The organism is Citricoccus muralis (assembly GCF_029637705.1).
In the GTDB taxonomy this organism is placed as follows: Bacteria; Actinomycetota; Actinomycetes; order Actinomycetales; family Micrococcaceae; genus CmP2.
Map to the genome: position 1 here is coordinate 705,463 of NZ_CP121252.1, position 16,414 is coordinate 721,876.

General features: G+C 64.9%; 15 protein-coding genes. 13 read left to right on the forward strand and 2 right to left on the reverse strand.

Features of this window, described 5'->3' with window-relative positions; genetic code table 11:
• Positions 1–29: 29 nt before the first annotated feature.
• Positions 30–218 (forward strand): hypothetical protein, encoded by a 189-nt coding sequence (locus P8192_RS03230; RefSeq protein ID WP_278158464.1) that lies wholly within the window; start codon positions 30–32, stop codon positions 216–218.
• On the opposite strand, the gene P8192_RS03235 is transcribed toward P8192_RS03230, so the two are convergent.
• Positions 215–1,362 (reverse strand): IS3 family transposase gene (locus tag P8192_RS03235; protein WP_278158466.1). Its coding sequence is split into 2 segments (ribosomal slippage): positions 215–1,092 and positions 1,092–1,362, totalling 1,149 coding nucleotides; the frame shifts between segments, so codons are not numbered across the junction. The genes P8192_RS03230 and P8192_RS03235 overlap by 4 nt on opposite strands.
• 50 nt (positions 1,363–1,412) lie before the next feature.
• Here P8192_RS03235 and P8192_RS03240 point away from each other — a divergent pair.
• Genes P8192_RS03240 through P8192_RS03290 form a run of 11 tightly spaced genes read left to right on the forward strand, consistent with a single transcriptional unit; the run spans position 1,413 to position 14,418 of the window.
• Positions 1,413–2,945: a polysaccharide biosynthesis protein gene (locus P8192_RS03240; protein WP_278158468.1), complete on the forward strand. Its 1,533-nt coding sequence runs from the start codon at positions 1,413–1,415 to the stop codon at positions 2,943–2,945.
• Positions 2,942–4,132, forward strand: a complete 1,191-nt coding sequence (locus tag P8192_RS03245; protein ID WP_278158469.1) for a DegT/DnrJ/EryC1/StrS family aminotransferase — start codon at positions 2,942–2,944, stop codon at positions 4,130–4,132. The genes P8192_RS03240 and P8192_RS03245 overlap by 4 nt, the downstream gene beginning before the upstream one ends.
• Positions 4,129–5,115 carry a sugar transferase gene (locus P8192_RS03250; protein WP_278158471.1) on the forward strand — a complete coding sequence of 329 codons (987 nt, stop codon included), beginning with the start codon at positions 4,129–4,131 and terminating at the stop codon, positions 5,113–5,115. Before P8192_RS03245 ends, P8192_RS03250 begins: the two co-directional genes overlap by 4 nt.
• Positions 5,112–6,146 carry an ATP-grasp domain-containing protein gene (locus P8192_RS03255; RefSeq protein ID WP_278158473.1) on the forward strand — a complete coding sequence of 345 codons (1,035 nt, stop codon included), beginning with the start codon at positions 5,112–5,114 and terminating at the stop codon, positions 6,144–6,146. Before P8192_RS03250 ends, P8192_RS03255 begins: the two co-directional genes overlap by 4 nt.
• 11 nt (positions 6,147–6,157) lie before the next feature.
• Complete coding sequence (locus tag P8192_RS03260; RefSeq protein WP_278158475.1) at positions 6,158–7,456, forward strand: hypothetical protein; 1,299 nt, start codon at positions 6,158–6,160, stop codon at positions 7,454–7,456.
• Positions 7,457–7,499: 43 nt separating this feature from the next.
• On the forward strand, positions 7,500–8,738 hold the full coding sequence (locus P8192_RS03265; protein ID WP_278158477.1) for a glycosyltransferase family 4 protein: 1,239 nt from the start codon (positions 7,500–7,502) through the stop codon (positions 8,736–8,738).
• Entirely contained in the window at positions 8,735–9,790 is a 1,056-nt protein-coding gene (locus P8192_RS03270) for a polysaccharide biosynthesis protein (protein WP_278158479.1), read from the forward strand. The genes P8192_RS03265 and P8192_RS03270 overlap by 4 nt, the downstream gene beginning before the upstream one ends.
• Positions 9,783–10,877, forward strand: coding sequence for an NAD-dependent epimerase/dehydratase family protein (locus P8192_RS03275; RefSeq protein ID WP_278158481.1), 1,095 nt, complete (start codon positions 9,783–9,785; stop codon positions 10,875–10,877). The genes P8192_RS03270 and P8192_RS03275 overlap by 8 nt, the downstream gene beginning before the upstream one ends.
• A gap of 13 nt (positions 10,878–10,890) precedes the next feature.
• Positions 10,891–12,009, forward strand: a complete 1,119-nt coding sequence (wecB, locus tag P8192_RS03280; RefSeq protein WP_278158483.1) for a non-hydrolyzing UDP-N-acetylglucosamine 2-epimerase — start codon at positions 10,891–10,893, stop codon at positions 12,007–12,009.
• A 47-nt stretch (positions 12,010–12,056) separates the two neighbouring features.
• Positions 12,057–13,193, forward strand: coding sequence for a glycosyltransferase (locus P8192_RS03285; protein WP_278158485.1), 1,137 nt, complete (start codon positions 12,057–12,059; stop codon positions 13,191–13,193).
• A gap of 4 nt (positions 13,194–13,197) precedes the next feature.
• Positions 13,198–14,418: a hypothetical protein gene (locus P8192_RS03290; protein ID WP_278158486.1), complete on the forward strand. Its 1,221-nt coding sequence runs from the start codon at positions 13,198–13,200 to the stop codon at positions 14,416–14,418.
• On the opposite strand, the gene P8192_RS03295 is transcribed toward P8192_RS03290, so the two are convergent.
• Complete coding sequence (locus tag P8192_RS03295) at positions 14,309–15,742, reverse strand: hypothetical protein (protein WP_278158488.1); 1,434 nt, start codon at positions 15,740–15,742, stop codon at positions 14,309–14,311. The two genes, P8192_RS03290 and P8192_RS03295, sit on opposite strands and share 110 nt — an antisense overlap.
• A 129-nt stretch (positions 15,743–15,871) precedes the next feature.
• Here P8192_RS03295 and P8192_RS03300 point away from each other — a divergent pair, with 129 nt between their 5' ends.
• Entirely contained in the window at positions 15,872–16,357 is a 486-nt protein-coding gene (locus tag P8192_RS03300; protein ID WP_278158490.1) for an ElyC/SanA/YdcF family protein, read from the forward strand.
• The last annotated feature ends 57 nt before the right edge of the window (positions 16,358–16,414 follow it).

A 16,414-nucleotide genomic window follows, 5' to 3' on the forward strand; every position in this document is an offset into this window, starting at 1 on the left:
GGTGTGCAGCGCTGTTGTGTGCGGGACTCATGAAAGATTCCTTCACCCTGGGGGCGCAGACTCTGCTCGCACTCGGCGGTGTCATGCTGTGGGCCGTGCTGTTCCAGCTCTTCTTCGGCTGGCGCTGGTACCTGTATCGCAGCCGATACATTTACGGAAGCTTCGAGGAAGTCCGATCGCTGGCGGCCTCGGTCCTGTTGGGCCGCCCCCGTAGTTAGGTCCGCTCAGTATGCGAGTCGGTTTCTTCGAACGTGTGGGTGCAGGATCGAGCGTACTCGACCGGGGCCAGGTACCCCAGCGAGGAATGTCGGCGCTCGTGGTTGTACTCGTGCTTCCAGTCGCTGATCACGACCCGTGCATGGAGCAGCGAGTAGAAGCTGTTGATGTTCAGACACTCGTCGCGGAGCCTCGAGTTGAACGACTCAACGTATCCGTTTCGCCAGGGCTGACCGGGCGGGATGTACGACAACCCGGTTCTCGTGCCAGCCCAGTCTGCAACGGCATCCGAGATGAACTCCGGCCCGTTGTCACTTCGCAGCATCATCGGTGCCCCATGCTCAGCGACGAGTTCCTCGAGATGCTCGATGAATCGCTCTGCGGTGATCGACCGCTCCACAAGACCACCCAAACACACGCGGGTGTGCTCATCCACGATGGAGCAGATCTTGATCGCTTTGCCGCGCTCATCGACATCAAATTGGAAATCAACCGCCCACACCACGCCCGGCGCAGCCGCCTTGGGGGCGTCAGCAGTTGATGACCCCACCCGCTTCCGCCGACGTTTCTGCGGCACCCGGAGCCCTTCTTCACGCCACAAACGTTGTACCTTCTTGTGGTTCACATTCCAGCCCTCAGCACGCGCGTCATGGTACGCACGTCGGTACCCCCAACGTGGGTGGTTCTTCGCAAACTTCCGGAGCCAGTCGCGCAGCGCCTGGTCAGGGTCTGCCGGGGTGTCGCCTCGGAGCGGCCGCCGCCATGCGGAGCGGGAAAGCCCGGCCAGGCGGCACGCCATGCGCTCACTGATCTGCAAGGTGCGAATCAGGTGCGTGATAGCGGCGCGACGCCTACCCGGGCCTAGAAGTTTCCCTCAGCCAACTCCTTCAAAGCAGCCTTCTCGAGCTCTGCTTCGGCAAGCAACCGCTTCAGGGTCGCGTTCTGCTTCTCGAGCTCCTTGAGCCGTTTCGCGTCGTCGGCTTTCATGCCGCCGTACTGGTTTCGCCACCGATAATAGGTCTGCTCGGTAACCCCGAGCTCGCGGCAGGCATCGGCGATCGTATTGCCCTCGCCCAGGAGCCGGTCGGCTTGCCCGAGTCTCCGGACGATCTGCTCCGGGGTGTGACGCCTTCTTTGTTTGCTCATCGTGTGATCCATTCTCCCCGCGAGCGCGGGGGTCAGGACTCACATAACGAATGGACCTAGAAAACGGGGTCAGCCCACTGTGCACGGGCCTGATCTTGGTGTTCTCCCTGGTCATCGTCGGCAAAGCGCTGGGCATCGAGTGGGGTCTCGGCGCCATCGCCGTGTCCATCGCCCTGGTCTTCATGTTCAGTGTGCGCTACCTCAAGCGGCTCGCCGTCGAGCTGCGCTCCGGTCCCGGGGTACGCTCGGTGCCGACCATCGTGCTCGGGGCTGGATATTTGGGCGCGAACATCACACGGCAGCTCGCCACCGACCCGGCGTCGTCGTACTGGCCCGTCGCTGTCATTGATGACGACCCGGAACAGTGCAACGCACAGGTACACCGTCTGCGCGTGCGCGGCGGGGTGGCCGATCTGCCTGACATCATTGCCGAGACGCGTGCCCGGGCGCTCATTGTGGCCGTGCCGGACCCGGCGCCTGAACTGCTCAGCCGCGTGCACGACCTGGTGCAGGATCAGGACGTGCAGATCAAAGTGCTGCCCTCGGTCAATGAGCTCTTCCAGGGCGACGTTCGCAAGGTGGACTTGCGCGATCTGAAGATCGAGGACCTGCTCGGCCGGGTCCCGGTCGACACCGAGGTCGAGAAGATCGCCGGATACCTCACCGGTCGACGCGTGCTGGTCACCGGTGCCGGCGGATCCATCGGCTCCGAGCTGTGCACACAGATCCAGCGGTTCGCCCCCTCCGAGCTGTATATTCTTGATCGCGACGAGACCGCCCTGCAACAGGTGCAGCTCAACCTCACCGGCAACGGACTGCTGACCGATAGCAATGTGGTGCTGGCCGATATCCGTGACGCCGATGCCATGAAGCGGATTTTCGGTGAGCTCCGCCCCGAAGTGGTGTTCCACGCGGCCGCGCTGAAACACCTGCCGCTGTTGGAGCAATACCCGGCCGAAGGCTGGAAAACCAATGTGCTCGGCACCTTCAACGTGCTGGAGGCCTCACGGCTGGCCGACGTCGAGACGTTCATCAACATCTCCACGGACAAAGCGGCGAACCCCACCAGCGTGCTCGGCCACTCCAAACGGGTGGCGGAAAAGCTCACCGCGTGGACCGGGGAACAGACCGGGGTCCGGTACCTCTCCGTCCGGTTCGGCAATGTGATCGGCAGCCGTGGTTCCATGCTGCCCACCTTCACCTGGCTCATTCAGCAGGACAAGCCCGTCACTGTCACCCACCCGGACGTCACCCGGTACTTCATGACGATTCCGGAAGCCTGCCAGCTGGTGCTGCAGGCCGGGCAGATCGGCCGCACGGGAGAAGTGCTCATCCTTGATATGGGTGAGCCGGTGCGCATTCTCGATATCGCTCAGCGGATGATCGACATTTCCGGTAAAGACATCGACATCGTCTACACCGGGCTGCGCGAGGGCGAGAAGCTGCACGAGGAACTGGTCGGCTACGACGAACTGTTGGAGAGGCCCTTCCACCCCAGGATCTCGCACGCCCGCGTGGAGCCGATGCCGGTCTCCATGCTCGATTTTGCAGATTGGTCCGAGAGATTGAAGCACCGAGCATGACGACGCGCGAACATCATCACACCGAGCTGCTGGCTACGGCGCCAGCCCAGGTCCACGAACCAATCCACCTCTCGCCGCCGGATGTGGGGGAGACCGAGGAGGCCGCCGTGCTTGCAGCATTGCGTTCCGGCTGGGTGGCCCCGGTGGGTCCCGATCTGACCGCGTTCGAGACCGAACTGGCTCAGCGCGTCGGAGTCGCCCACGGGGTGGCCCTGTCCTCCGGCACGGCGGGGCTACACCTGGGCCTGCTCGGGCTCGGCGTCGGCCCCGGTGACGTGGTGCTGACCTCCACGTTGACCTTCGCCGCCACCGCCAACGCCATCGCCTACACCGGCGCCGAACCCTATTTCATCGACGCCGAACCGACCACCGGTAACCTCGACCCGACCCTGCTGGAGCGAGCCCTGGCCAGACTGATCGAAGCCGGGGAACGCATCGGCGCCATCGTGCCGGTGGACCTGCTGGGCAAGAGTGCTGACTATCTCGCCATCGAGGCGATCGCCGCCCAGTACGGGGTGCCCGTGCTTGCCGACGCCGCCGAATCCCTGGGGGCCAGCTATCGTGGCCGGCCCGCGGGCAGCTACGGGCGCGCCGCCATCGTGTCCTTCAACGGCAACAAGATCATGACCACCTCCGGCGGCGGCATGTTCCTCACCGACGACGCCTCCCTGGCCGAACGGGTCCGCTATCTCTCCACCCAGGCACGCCAGCCCGTGGTGCACTACGAGCACACCGAGATCGGGTTCAACTACCGGATGAGCAACGTGTTGGCCGCCCTCGGCCGCGCCCAGCTCTCTCGGCTCGACGAGATGATCGCCCGCCGACACCGGCTGCGCTGCCACTACCGCACGCTGTTTTCCGGGGTCGCCGGAGTGAAAATTTTCGGCGGTGAGAGCGATGCCGACGATAACGCCTGGCTGACCTCCATTCTGGTAGACCCCCAACGTACCGGGTGGAGCGCGGACGAGCTGCGCGCTGTCCTCTCGGCGACCAGCATCGAGAGCCGCCCGCTGTGGAAGCCGATGCACCTGCAGCCGGTGTTCCACGGCGCCCGCGGTGAGATCAATGGGGTGGCCGAGCGGCTCTTCGCCCAGGCGCTGACCCTGCCCAGCGGCTCAGGCATGACGGCCGCCCAGCGCGACAGGGTGACCGCCGTCGTGCGCGCATTCCTGGAGGAGCGGCCATGACACGGTCTCGCCTGCGGTACTCCCAGGTGAAACGCGGACTTGATCTGGTAGGTTCCTCGCTCGCCCTCGTGGCCCTGTCCCCGGTGATCGGGGCGGTTGCCGTGGTCGTGCGGATCAAGCTCGGGTCCCCGGTGCTGTTCGTGCAGGCCCGGCCCGGCCTGCAGGGGCGCCCCTTCAACCTGCTGAAATTCCGCAGCATGCTCCCCGTGGATCCCGAGCGTGGCTGGGTCACCGATGCAGAACGCCTCACCCGCTTTGGCCGGGTCTTGCGCGCCACCAGCCTCGACGAGCTGCCCTCTCTGCTGAACGTGGTCAAGGGCGAAATGAGCCTGATCGGGCCGCGACCGCTGATGATGAAATACCTCCCGCGCTACACCGCCCACCAGGCCCGCCGACACGAGGTGCGCCCCGGTGTCACCGGCCTGGCCCAGGTCAGTGGCCGAAACAGCCTTGACTGGGACGCCCGTCTCGACCTCGACGTCGACTATGTAGACCGGCACAATGCCCGGCTCGACGCCGAAATTCTGCTCAAAACCGTGCTCGTGGTGTTCGGCCGCTCCGGGATCTCCTCGGACGACAGCGTCACCGTTGACGATTTCCTCGGCGCCGAACCCGAGGACGGCCTGGTCGAGGCGGTGCTGGACGACGCCGACTACGGCGGGATGTGCCCGGAAGACTGGGGAACCGATATCGACGCGCGCCGGGAACGCCGCTGGGTGTACTTCCAGCGCGATGCCCTGAGTGAGCAGCCCATCGGCTTCGGCCAACTCACCGGGGTGGGAACGGGCACCGTGACCGCCTCCCTGCGCCTGGTATCCCAAGAAGTGGGGGAGACGCCGGTGCCGGAGTGGAAAGAAGCGGTGCTGCTCCGGCTCCTGCAACGGGCCGCCTCCTATGGCGCCGACCGTGTGGAAATTCCGGATGAGGGCCGCACCGTGGACCACCTCACCCGGACCATGGCAATCGAGGGGGCCGAGGCATGAGAATCGTGATTGGTTCCGCCGGGCGCCGGGTCTACCTCGTGCACTGGTTTCAGCAGGCGCTACGCAATCTGGGCATCCCCGGCGAGGTCATCGTCTTCGACCACGACCCACACGCCGCTGCTGTTGCTGCTGCGGACGGGCACCGGGTGATGCCGGCCTACATCAGTCCCGAGTACCCGCAGGCGATGATCGACGCCGTCGAGGAGTTGCGCCCCGACCTCTTCATCACCCTCAACGATCAGGAACTCACCCTGCTGTCCCGCGGATTGGCGGATCAGTTGCGCGATCGCGGTGTCACGGTGCCGGTGCTGGGGCCTCTCCAGCACCAGATTGCCGCCGACAAGTTCCAGACCTCAGCGGCCCTGGAACACGCTGGCATCCCGGTGCCGCACTGCGCGCTACTCTCCGATGCCGCCGGTGTGCGGGCCCTGCTCGAACGCGGGGAGCACTTCATCATCAAGGACCGCTACGGCAGCGCCTCCTCCGGGCTGCAACGCCTCAGTCACGCCGAGCTATCCAGCCTGCTGGCAGGATCACCAGACGGGATCGTGTTCGAGGGCGCCGAGCGCGTTATCCAGGTCGCGATCTTCGGAGACGAATACGGTGTTGACATCATCGCGCCCCTGACCGGTGGGGCCGTCCAAGGGCTCTTGGCTCGCCGGATCGTCACCATGCGCAACGGTGAGTCCGCCACCGCCGTCTCCGTCGATAACGCACCGTTCCTGGAACTCGGGCAGCGGCTGAACACCCGACTCGGGGTCCGCGGCATCTGCAGCCTGGATGTGCTCGTCGATCACCACGGCATCGCCCACGTCATCGACATCAACCCACGTTTCAGTGGGGGATACCCCTTCAACCACCTCGCCGGCGCCGACGTTCCGCAGTTCATGGTCGCGTCGCTGGCCGGACGCCCCGCCGCCTCGGAATGGGCGGCGTATCAACTGGACATCGTTTCCGCCAAACATGAGGGAATGATCCGATTCGACGCTCCAGACCGTCACGCCCACTCACTCCAACACTCGCACCTCTAGGAGACGTTGTTATGGAAGCCTTAGAACCCACCTCGGGTCCAGCACCGCCCACCCCCTTCTTCGTGATCGATGTGGACATCCTCGATCGATTCGTCGACCGGTTCCAACGGGCCCTAAGAGCTCACTGGCCCAATTCCATCCTGTCGTATTCGATGAAAACGAACTCCCTGCCCTGGCTGATCACCCGCATGCGCCAGCACGGTGTTTGGGCCGAAGTCGTCTCCGACACCGAATACGAGTTGGCCCAGAAACTGGGTTACGCCGAAGACGAGATCGTGTACAACGGTCCACTCAAGAGCCGCGAGCTGTTGCGGCAAGCCCTCGGTGACGGCTCGATCGTGAACCTCGATGCCCAGCGGGAAGTCGACTGGTCCGTGGAACTGGCTCAGGACCACCCCGAGCTGGAGATCCGCGTGGGCCTGCGGGTCAATTGGGATTTGGCTGCGCGTTGCCAGGACGAACATGGTGACGGAGACGACGGCAGCCGATTCGGTTTCAACACGGCCAACGGTGACCTTGATGAAGTGATCAGCCGGCTTCGCGAGGTCGGGGTCGTCATCGCCGGGCTGCACCTGCACCGCACCTCCCGCACCCAGAGCCTCGACGTCTATCGGGCCGCCGCCACTGTGGCCGCGGAATTGGTGGAAGAACACGAGCTGAGCCTCGACTGGATCGACATCGGCGGCGGCTTCTTCGGCGGCGACGACGCCTCCCCGTCCTTCGACGACTACATCGCCGCCATCCGGGCAACCCTCGACGACGTCGTCGACACCGAGGCCACCCAGCTCATCGTCGAGCCGGGAGGATCCCTCATTGCGGTGCCGGTCGAATTTCACGCCAGCGTGGTCGACGTCAAAGAGATCGATGGTCGCACCATCGTGGTCACCGATGCCAGCCGCACCAACATTGACCCGCTTTTCCGACGCCAGCGGGTGCTCGATGTGCGCCTGGAATCCGCCTCCAACCAGACGCACCCGGAACAGATCATCAGCGGCTTCACCTGTATGGAAGATGACCGCATCACCAAGCTGCACAACCGGGCCGAGCTGGAACCGGAAGACCGGCTGGTGTTCGGCAAAGTCGGCGCCTACACCATGTGTTTCCAACCGCTCTTCATCGAGTACCTGCCGGCTGTCTATGCGCGGCAGGGAGATTCGCTGAGCCTGGTGCGGCGGAAATGGGGGATCGACGACTTCCTCCAGGGTAACTACTGGAACGAAGACGACGTGCACGCGCGTATCGTCGGCCCCGCCGAGTCGACATCCCAGGCCACCCATCACTCGTCTGCGGTCTTGACTGGGCGCCGATGAAACAGACACAGTCCGCGGGCAGACCCGCGCCAGAGGAGCGGTCATGCACGTTTTGATTGTCACGCAATACTTCGCCCCGGAAGACGCCGGCATCCCCCTGGGACTGGCCCACGGGCTGATCGAGGCCGGGCACGAGGTGCGGGTCCTCACCGGGTTCCCGAACTACCCGCACGGCCGGCTCTTCGATGAGTACCGGCTGTCGTGGCGTCAGCGCGAGAACGTGCAGGGCATCGACGTGCTGCGCGTACCGCTCTACCCGGATCACTCGCAGAATCCAGCGCGGAGGATCGCCAACTACCTCAGCTTCGGGGCCAGCTCGGCCACCGCCCGACGGTTCGCCGCCGGCGCCGACGTCGTCTACGTGTATGCCACCCAAATGACCGCCGGGTTCGGGCCCTGGCTCTGGCGGCTGCTGGGAGGAACACCCTACCTGCTCCACGTTCAGGACCTCTGGCCGGATTCCATCACCGGCTCCACCATCGGTGAATCCAGTGGCACGGTGCGGAAGCTGACGGCGCTGATGGAGCCCTGGCTGAAAAGCGTGTACCGACATGCTTCCGCCGTCGTGGGCATCGCCCCCAGCATGGTGGATGCGCTCATCGAACGCGGGTCGGCACCGGAGCGGACTACTTACGTGTTCAACTGGGGCGACGAAGACATCGCGGCCGCGCGCGAGGAGGCAATGGCCGCGGCCCGGCGTTCGGCGGACCGGGCCGCCACCGAGGTGGTCTACGCCGGAAATATTGGTGACCTGCAGGATCTGCCCACCGCGGTGCTGGCCGCCCAGACGTTACAACACGACGATTTCCGACTGCACCTGGTCGGTGACGGGGTGGCCGTGGAAGCACTGCAACGGTTGGTGCGCGAACGCGGCATCACCAACGTGACCTTCCATCCAGGGGTGCCCCGTGAGCAGATGCCAGAGGTTTACGCCGCGGCAGATTTTTCGCTCGTCACGCTCAAAGACCTCCCGATATTCCACGGGACCATCCCGTCGAAATTCCAGAGTTCCATGGCCAGCGGGGTGCCCGTGATCACCACCGTGCAGGGCGACCTGCGCGGGATCGTCGAAGAATTCGGGGTCGGGTTCACCGCCGACGCTGAAAATGTGGCCGCACTCAGTGCCGCCTTCCGTCGTGCACACGAACTCAACCTCAGCGAGCGGAAATCCATGGCCGCACGAGCCCAGACAGCCTACCGGGACCAGTTCTCCCGCGAGGCCGCCGTCTCCAACATCGAAAACATCCTCCTCCAGGTATCGGCGCGAAAGGCCACATCATGAACTACTCCTATGCGGGACGGAAGATCCTCATTACCGGTGGCACCGGCTCCTTTGGTCGCACCGTGACGAAGAAGCTGCTGGAGCGCAACGTGGCCGAAATTCGGGTGTTGAGCCGGGATGAGGCCAAGCAAGACGAGATGCGTCATGCACTCGGTGACGACCGCCTGCGTTTCTACCTGGGCGATGTGCGCGACTACGACAGCGTCGACCGGGCCACCCGCGACATCGACTTCGTGTTCCACGCGGCCGCGCTCAAACAGGTACCCTCGTGTGAGTTCTTCCCGCTGGAAGCCGTGCGTACCAATGTGTTCGGTAGCGACAACGTGGTGCGCGCCTCCGCCGACAACGGTGCCCGATCGGTGGTCTGCCTGAGCACCGACAAAGCCGTCTACCCGGTCAACGCCATGGGTGAATCGAAAGCGCTCATGGAGAAGGTGGCGCAGTCCCACGGCCTGAACAACCCGACCACCGCCACCATCGTTTCCTGCGTGCGCTACGGCAACGTGATGTACTCCCGAGGCTCCGTCATCCCGCTCTTCGTCAGCCAGCTACGTGCGGGCAAGGACCTCACGGTCACCAACCCGAACATGACCCGGTTCATGATGTCGCTGGACCACTCGGTGGACCTCGTGGAATTCGCCTTCCAAAAAGCGTCCCAGGGAGACCTGTTCATCCGGAAAGCGGTGGCCTGCACCATCGGCGATCTCGCCCAGGCGATGATCAACCTTTTTGAGTCCTCCTCCACAGTCAGCCTGATCGGCACTCGACATGCGGAGAAGGTCTCGGAGACACTGGCTACACGCGAGGAGCTCTCGCGCGCACAGGACATGGGCGAGTACTTCCGGGTTCCCGCCGACAACCGGGAGCTTAACTACGAGCTCTACGTCGAAGAAGGCGATCTGCACCGGGAGACCTTCGTGGATTATGACTCACACACCGTGGAACGTCTCGACGTCGAGGCGGTCGAAGACCTGCTCCTCACTCTGCCCGAGATTCGCCGCGAACTGACCGACGCCGGCATCGATGTGTCCCAGCGGTTGTCCGATGCTTAAGGTCGCGCTCACCGGCAGCCACGGATTTTTGGGCTGGCACACCAGGGTCGCCCTGCGGGAGCGCGACGTCGAGCCCCAGCGCATCGTCGTGGGAGCAGATGCTGATTTGGACGCCGCGGTGGCCGCGCTGGACGGCGCGGAACGGGTCATCCACCTGGCCGGGGTCAACCGCGCCAGCGACGAGGAGATCTGCCAGGGCAATATCGGCTTCGCAGAGCACCTCGCCCAGGCGCTGACCCGCTGCGAAAACCCGCCGTCGGTGATCGTCTACGCGAATTCGATTCATGCCGGAACGACGGGAGCGTACGGCGATTCCAAAGCCCGAGCTGCTGAGCTGCTGACCGCGGCCGCCGACAAGGTGGGCGGCGGTTTCCAGGACGTGCGGCTGCCGAATCTCTTCGGTGAACACGGACGCCCCAACTACAACTCCGTTACCGCCACGTTCTGCCACCAGCTGGCCCACGGGGGACAGCCGGTGGTGAACGGTGACAAGGAACTGACTCTGTTGCACGCCCAGAACGCCGCCGATCTGCTGATCGGCACCGTCGAGCCCGAGCAACAGCCCGAGCTGGAAGTGGTGGAATCGGTGACCGGGCTGTTGGGTCGGCTGCAGCACCAGGCCGAGACGTACCGTCGTGGCGAGATCCCCGACATCGCCGACCCCTTCGACCGTGACCTGTTCAACACGTATCGTTCCTTCACCTTCCCGGACCATACCCCTGTGAAGCTGACCCGGCACGCCGACGCCCGCGGCTCATTCTTCGAGATCATCCGCAACCACGGCGGCACCGGCCAGTCCTCCTTCTCCATCACCCACCCGGGCATCTCCCGCGGCGACCACTACCACCGGCGCAAGGTCGAACGCTTCACGGTGCTCGCCGGATCGGCCACCATCTCATTACGACAACTCTTCACCGATGAGGTTTACGACGTCGAGGTGACCGGAGATGAGCCCGTCTCGGTGGACATGCCCACCGGGTGGGCGCACCGCATCACCAACACCGGTCAGGATGATCTGTACACCTCGTTCTGGACCAATGACCTGTTCGACGCCCACGCCCCCGACACGATCCCGGAGACGGTCTAATATGCAGCAGCGAATGAAAATCATGACCGTCGTCGGCACTCGACCAGAAATCATCCGGCTGGCGTGTGTGATTCGGCGTCTGGAAAAATTCACGGATCACGTGCTGGTCCACACTGGCCAAAACTACGATCACCAGCTCAGTCAGGTGTTCCTCGACGACCTGGGCTTGCGGCAGCCGGACCATTTTCTCGACGCCGATACCTCCTCGCTGGGGGCGATGCTCGGCGACGTCATCAAGGGCACCGAGGCAGTGATCCACCAGGAGCGCCCCGACGCGATGGTGGTGCTGGGGGACACCAACAGCTGCATCGCCGCGGTGATCGGCCGACGGCTCAAGGTCCCGGTGTTCCACCTCGAAGCCGGCAACCGCTCCTTCGATCCGAACGTACCCGAGGAGATCAACCGCCACCTGGTGGACCACGTCAGCGACTACAACCTTGTCTACACCGAGCATTCGCGGCGGAACCTGATCGCCGAGGGCGTGCGAGCCGAAGACGTGATGGTGATGGGTTCACCCATGCTGGAAATCCTCACCACCTATCGCGATCAGATCGAGGCCTCTGACGTCCTCGAACATCTCGAGCTCACCGAGGGGGAGTACTTGCTGGCGAGCCTGCACCGGGAGGAGAACGTGGATAGGGAGGACCGGCTCACCGCCGCGCTCGCGGCCCTCCAAGCGGTGGCCACAGCCGAGGGGGTACCCTGTTTGGTCTCCACGCACCCGCGCACCAAGAAACGCATCGAAGCCTTCGGTCTCGACGTCGACGACCGGCTACGCATGCACCCGCCGCTGGGGTTCCACGACTACAACAAGCTGCAGTTGAACGCCCGCTGCGTGATCTCCGATTCCGGGACCATCTCCGAGGAATCCTCGATTCTGGGGTTCCCGGCGGTCACCCTGCGCGACGCCATCGAACGACCGGAGGCGCTGGAAACCGGGGCCATCATTGCGACAGGGCTCGAGGCGAACGACGTAGTCGACGCCGTGCAGATGACCATCACCCAGCACCGGGAGGAGGGTCCAGCGACCATTCCGGCGGAATATCAGATCGCGGATTCCTCCCGTCGCGTCGTCAACTTCATCCGCTCCAAGGTGGGCACCCACCGCCTGCGCAAGGGCATCCGGCGCTGACCGGCCCGACGACGAGACCGGAGGCACCCGTGACCACGATCTGCGTGATGAGCCCGCACTTTCCTCCCGCGGTGCAGGCTGGCGGCCCCATCCGTTCCTTGGACGCCATCGTGTCCTCAGCGCCCGAGCGGTACCGGACGCGGGTGATCACCTCCAGCCGGGACCTCAACGGTGACGAGGACCTGGTGGGCACGGTCGATTCATGGGTTCCTTACGGGCGGGCCCAGGTCTACTACGCCTCCACGCACCGCGCCGGTGGGGTCGTCCAGATGTGGCGGCAGCTGCGCGCCTCGCGCCCCGACTACATCTACTGCAACTCCTATTGGTCGCCGACCTTCACCCAGGCCGTGCTGATGCTCGCCCGCACCGGATACTTTGGCCGGGCGGAGGTGGTGGTCGCCCCGCGTGGAGAATTCGCCGTCGGCGCGCTGGGGCGGCATGCGCTGCGCAAGAAGGTGTTGATGCGGGTCAACAAGTTGCTGGGCACCCACCACCGGGTGTCGTGGCAGGCGGCATCGGTGCATGAGGAGCAAGACATCCGCCGGGTGATCGGGGACGACGCCGTCGTCATCGTCCAGGAAGACGCGACCCTGCTGCCTCAGCACCCCGCATCGGTCCCCGACGGCGCTGGCGAGGAACCTCACCTGGCGTTCCTCGGACGCGTGATGGAGCACAAGGGCCTGCACCTGGCCATCGAGGCGCTGGGCCGAACCGGGCACCGGGTGCCGCTGGTGGTCTACGGTCCGGAAGAGTCCGCCGACTATGCCCGCCGCTGCCGGGAAGTGGCGCTCCAGTTTTCTGTGGACCTGCGGTTCGCCTCGGTGCTGCACCACGATGAGGTGGCGACGGCGCTCAACGGGGTCGACCTGTTACTGCTTCCCACCCGGGGCGAGAGCTTCGGGCATGTGGTGGCCGAGGCCCTGGCCGCGGCCTGCCCCGTGATGATCACTCCCGAGACGCCCTGGACGGAGCGGATCCGCGACCACGGTGCCGGATACGTGGTGGAGCGCGACGTCGACGCCTGGACGACCGCCCTGAACCGATATCTGGCGCTGTCGGCCGAGCAACGGCGTGCGGTGCGCCGCGGCGCCCAATCCGCTTACCGCCACTGGTGGGACGAGACGGCGGCCCAGCCTCATTTCTTCGACCTGATGGCCGCAACGGGCGAGCCGGTCCGCGGGTGAGGCCATGATCCGATTCGCGGGCCTGATCGCCAGCAACGCCGCCAGCAGTATCGTGGCGATGCTGCTGACCATCGTGATCGGACGCCAAGGGGGCCCGGCCCTGCTCGGCGTCTTCAGCGTGTGCTTCGCGGCTATGGCGTTCATCGATCTGTTCGCCCGCGAAATCGGGGTCAACCGGGCGCTGCTGCACGCCTCCAACGCCACGATCCGCCAGCAGGCGTTCTCCCGGGCGCTGTTGGTCTCCCTGAGTGTTGCGGTGCTGGTGGCTGGCGCCGGATGGGTGATGAGTGCTCCGATCGTGCTGGCGATGAGTCCGGTGGTCCCGGGTTACGTCTGCTACAACTACCTCCGGTTGTGGGCGGTCAGTGACGGACAGATCCGCAAAGGTCTCACGGCCGACGTCGTCCAACTCACCCTGGTGTGCGCGGGCAGTGCGGCCGCCATTGTCGGGAACGTGCCCGTGGTGTGGGTTGTGCTGTGTTGGGCGGCAGGGCTGTGGCTGAGCGCGGTGATGCTGGCGTACCAGGTGCGGTTGCGGTTCATCCCCCGGTGGCCGGCCTCGGAGCAGGGAGTGGCCACCGGCACCCACTTCGGTGTCCAGGTGTTGATCGGCAACGGCTCCGTGCACGTGATGACGTTTATTCTGGCCGCGGTCACCCACACGGCGGTACTGGGCGCCATCCGCGGGGCCTCCACCGTGTTTGGGCCCATCAACCTGATCAGCACCAGCGTCTCCACCCTGGCCATCCGGCAGATCGCCGACGGCAAAGAGGAAGACCGCGCCAAGCACATGCTCTACTGGTTCGCCGTGCCCACCGGACTGGCCCTGCTCCTGGTGGGGGCGATGCTGGTGCTGAGTGTCTTCTTCGGTGAACTCATTCTGGGGCGCTCCTGGGACGCCGTGCAGCCGCTGTTGATCTGGGCCGGGCTCGACGTCATCGTGGTGGCCACCATGTCGGCCGTGCACGCCGTCCACCGGGTCGATGGGCGGGCCCGCGAGCTGATGCGGATCAGCGTGATCGGCGCCGTTGCCCGTCTCACCGTGGTTCCCGCCCTGGCCTGGAGCATGGGGGCTCAGGGGGCGATCATCGCGATCCTGGTGGTCTCGATCATCGTCAGCCTGGGGACCTGGCTGTCCTACTGGGGCTACCGGAAACAGGATCAGGCGCAGGCACGGTCGACCCAGCCTCGGGAAGAGGGGTCCGCCGACGCCGGTCGACGGTGAGTTGCCAGGGGGATCCGGGCCTGCCAGCCAACGTGCCCGCATAATCGGAGTCCTCGCTACGCTCCGCACCCACGGCCAGGATCAGCAGCGTCACCACCACCCAGATCAGGGTCGTGGACCGGTTCACCGTCAACGACGGAATGCCGAAGGACGCGCCGATCAGCATGATGGCCACCATGAACGCCAGCCGCCGTCGCTGCGGGTCCTGGGTGTGACGGGCGATCCACAGTATCGCCAAGTAAGTGGCGGCCACACAGACCACGCCGAGCAGCCCTGCCACGATGATCGCTTCGGTCCAGGCGCTGTCATAGGGCACCGCGAGTCCGGCCAATCCCACCCCGACCCAGGGACTGGCTGAGAGCACCGCCGACATCACCATCATGATGGCCGAATCCTCGTTCCATCGTCCGGCCGTGTAGAACTCGAGCAGGCTTTGATCGGCCGGGGGAGTGAGCAGCCGGATGAGATAGTCGAAGCCGTCCCAGTTCTGGAAGAACCCGGAGGAGGTGAGCAGCGCCGCCGTCACCGGGACGATCAACAGCAGCCAGATCTTTCGGCTCGGGGCCACCGAACGCCAGAGGTAATAGACCCCCAGGGGTAGCCCCGCCAGTACGAACACTTTGGACACCGTGAACGCACCGCCGATGCACAGCACCAGTATCACGAACAGCAGCACGGTGGTGCGCTTGCGGTACAAGTAGATGGCCAGGAACAGGGCCAAGGAGTACACCAGGCCGGCCTCGGCTGGCTGATTGAAGATCCCGGAATACCGTCCCATGGTGGCCGCATGTTCTGCGGTGGAGAGACTCTCCGGGCTGCTCGACCAGAAGTATCGCAGTAGCGGATTCAGCGCCGGCGTCATGGATTGGATGATGGAGAGGACAGCGTTCACCGCCGCACCCCACACGATGACGGCCCCGGCGGTGTTCAGCGCGGTCGTCGCCGTCGACGGGCGGACCAAGCAGGCCAAGGTCAGCAGGATGGCCACGGGGAGTAGCAGATTGTCCGCGCTGGCCATCAGTGAGCCTCGATCCCAGGGCAGCGAGGCGGTCACCGGTGAGATCACCGCCACCAAGGAGATCAGCACAAACAGCGCCCAGGGCGCCACCAGGCGCAACACGATGGCACGGAAGAAGGGGAACGCGAAAGGCACAACGACGGCGGCTAGCCCGTAGACCACGATCTGCTCGACGCGCAGCGGCCCCACCAGGTACGGGCCAAAAGCGCTGAGGCACAGCACGGCCACCAGAGCGCGCGGCATCAGCGTCGATGCGCCGATGGCGAGCGAGCGCGGGCCGTGCAGCTCAGCATCACGTTGCCCCACAGAGGTGCTCCTCGTCCCATGCTTTAATAGTTGAACCTGATACTACTCTGTGGGGTGTGTGTGGAACAAGAACCGCGAACAGTCCAACGCCGCCCCCGACGTGTCGCGGCGGTCGCGAGTCTTCTCCTCGTGACGACCTGGGTGGTCCTCGGTGCCCGCTATATCCTGCTTGCCTCACCGGACGAACCGGCGCCGGTGGATGCTGTCTACGCGCTGGGCGTGGTGTCACCGGAGCGACTAGACCGCGCCGTCGACCTGATCGAAGCCGGCCACAGTGATCACCTGGTCATGACGGTGTCGAGCGAGGCGCACTGGGGTGAGTTCTGTAGACGCGAGCACGGCTTCACCGTCACCTGCGTGACCCCCGATCCGCTCACCACGCGCGGGGAGGCGCGTTCCTGGGCGCGCCTGGCCGAACAGCATGACTGGGGCTCGGTCATGGTCATCACTATGGTTCCGCACCTGAGTCGGGCCGAGATGTATTTCCAGCGCTGCTTTTCGGGGGAATTGGTCATGGTGGACGACGGTCGTGACATGGAGAGTGCGGTGTGGGTGCGGCAGCTCTTCTATGAGTCGGCTGCATTCGTTCGTTATGCTTTGTCGCGGGGATGTTGAAAGAAATACCCAGGATTCAGTTGATGCGTGTAGTGTGTAGGCAGGTGTGAAGCGTGG